The organism is Streptococcus sp. 3167 (assembly GCF_013277175.1).
Lineage (GTDB): Bacteria > Bacillota > Bacilli > Lactobacillales > Streptococcaceae > Streptococcus > Streptococcus pseudopneumoniae.
Window position 1 is genome coordinate 1 of record NZ_VMML01000109.1, and the last position, 2,788, is coordinate 2,788.

Here is a 2,788-nt window from a genome sequence, read left to right on the forward strand (position 1 = left end):
TTTGAGGTTGTGGATAGAACTGACAGAGTCAGTATCATATACCTACGGCAAGGTGAAGCTGACGTGGTTTGAAGAGATTTTCGAAGAGTATAAAATATTCAGGTGACGCATAGATATAGTTAATTGAAGCTTTGTTTGAAATCTGATAAAATAATGATATTACTAAGTTTTAAAAACTAAAGAAAAGGGAAGATATGATTACAGGCGAATTAAAAAATAAAATCGATCAGTTGTGGGAAATTCTTTGGACAGAAGGAAATGCAAATCCTTTAACAAATATTGAACAGTTGACTTATCTCTTATTTATGAAAGATTTGGATAGTGTTGAGCTTGGACGTGAAAGTGATGCTGAATTTCTAGGGATTCCTTATGAGGGAGTTTTTCCAAAAGATAAACCTGAATACCGTTGGTCAACTTTTAAAAATATAGGAGATGCTCAGGAAGTTTATCGTTTAATGACTCAGGAGATTTTTCCGTTTATTAAAAATCTCAAGGGGGATACAGATGATACAGCCTTTTCACGATATATGCGAGAAGCTATTTTTCAAATAAATAAACCTGCTACGCTTCAAAAGGCAATTTCTATCTTGGATGTTTTTCCAACTAGGGGATTAGATGTAGATTTTGATAATGACAAACAAAGTATTACTGATATCGGAGATATCTATGAATATCTGTTATCAAAATTGTCGACCGCAGGTAAAAATGGACAGTTTCGTACACCTCGTCACATCATCGATATGATGGTTGAATTGATGCAACCGACCATCAAAGATATCATCTCAGATCCCGCTATGGGTTCTGCTGGCTTCTTAGTATCTGCTAGCCGTTACTTAAAGCGTAAGAAAGATGAATGGGAAACCAATACAGATAATATCAATCATTTTCATAATCAGATGTTTCATGGAAATGATACGGATACGACTATGTTGAGACTTGGGGCGATGAACATGATGCTACATGGAGTAGAAAATCCACAAATCAGTTACCTTGACTCGCTGTCTCAAGATAATGAAGAAGCCGATAAATATACTTTGGTTTTAGCAAATCCTCCTTTTAAGGGCTCACTTGACTACAATTCAACCTCTAATGACCTTCTTGCAACCGTAAAAACCAAAAAAACAGAATTACTCTTTCTTTCTCTTTTCTTGCGAACTTTAAAACCAGGTGGACGAGCAGCAGTTATCGTACCTGATGGTGTCCTTTTTGGTTCGTCGAAAGCTCATAAAGGAATTCGTCAGGAAATTGTAGAGAACCATAAGCTTGATGCTGTAATCTCAATGCCTAGTGGTGTTTTCAAGCCTTATGCTGGAGTTTCAACTGCCATTCTCATCTTTACAAAAACTGGCAATGGTGGTACTGACAAGGTCTGGTTTTACGATATGAAAGCGGATGGTTTAAGTTTGGATGATAAGCGACAACCGATTAGCGACAATGATATTCCAGATATTATCGAACGCTTTCATCATCTTGAAAAAGAAACAGAACGTCAGAGAACGGATCAATCTTTCTTTGTTCCAGTTGATGAGATAAAGGAAAATGATTATGATTTGTCTATCAATAAATATAAAGAGATTGAGTATGAAAAAGTTGAGTATGAACCAACAGAGGTCATCTTAAAGAAAATCAATGATTTAGAAAAAGAAATTCAAGACGGCTTGGCTGAATTAGAAAAATTACTCGAGTAGGAAGGTGGCTGTATGAAAAAAGTGAAGTTGGGGGAAGTCTTATCTCTAAAAAAAGGCAAGAAAGCCACTGTACTTGCTGAACAAACAACTCTAAGCCAACGTTATATTCAAATAGATGATTTAAGAAATAATAATAATTTAAAATTCACTGAAAGTTTAAATATGACTGAAGCACTTCCAGATGATATTCTGATAGCATGGGATGGTGCTAATGCAGGAACAGTTGGCTATGGGTTATCGGGAGCTGTTGGTAGTACAATTACGGTCTTAAAAAAGAATGAGCGATACAAAGAAAAAATTATATCAGATTACTTGGGAGTCTTTTTGGAAAGTAAATCGCAGTATTTACGAGATCATTCAACAGGTGCAACAATTCCTCATTTAAACAAGAATATATTACTTGATTTACAATTAGAATTGCTAGGTATCGAAGAACAAGAGAACATTATCTGTATTCTTAATACGATTAAAAGGCTTATTACTAAAAGAAAATTTCAGTTAGATGAACTAAACTTGCTCGTCAAATCCCGATATTCCGAGGAGGTGGTTGCATGAAGAAAGTAAAATTAGGGGAAATTTGTGAAATAGTTACAGGTTCAACTCCAAAGAGTAGTAATCCAAATTATTGGAATGGAGAATACAAATGGATTACTCCTGCAGAAATTAGTGATGATGATTTTATCGTTTTTGACACACAACGGAAAATTACTAAGTTAGGAATTGAAGAAACGGGCTTGAAATCATTTCCTACGGGAACAGTTTTGTTATCGTCTCGTGCTCCGATTGGTAAAGTTGCAATTTCAGGATGTGAGATGTATTGTAATCAAGGTTTTAAAAATTTTATCTGCTCAAATAAAATCAATAATGAGTATTTATATTATTTTTTTAAAGCAAGAAAAAATTATTTGAATATTTTGGGGCGAGGAGCAACATTCAAGGAAATATCTAAAAGTATAGTATCTGATATTGAGATTTTTTTGCCAACGTATGACATACAGAGGAAACAAGTTAAAGTTCTAAAAAAAATTGATAAACTTATTTATACTAGAAAAGAACAATTGATTGAGTTTGAATATCTCGTCAAATCCCGATTTAACGAG

2 protein-coding genes and 1 pseudogene are annotated in these 2,788 nt (G+C 34.3%); all 3 read left to right on the top strand.

Features of this window, described 5'->3' with window-relative positions; genetic code table 11:
• Positions 1-194 precede the first annotated feature (194 nt).
• Positions 195-1,688, top strand: coding sequence for a class I SAM-dependent DNA methyltransferase (locus HT678_RS11070; protein ID WP_172925041.1), 1,494 nt, complete (start codon positions 195-197; stop codon positions 1,686-1,688).
• A 12-nt stretch (positions 1,689-1,700) separates the two neighbouring features.
• Positions 1,701-2,228 (top strand): annotated as a pseudogene (locus HT678_RS11075) (restriction endonuclease subunit S); the annotation flags it as partial.
• Positions 2,229-2,239: 11 nt separating this feature from the next.
• The coding region (locus HT678_RS11080; protein ID WP_172925043.1) for a restriction endonuclease subunit S at positions 2,240-2,788 on the top strand (549 nt) is incomplete at its 3' end.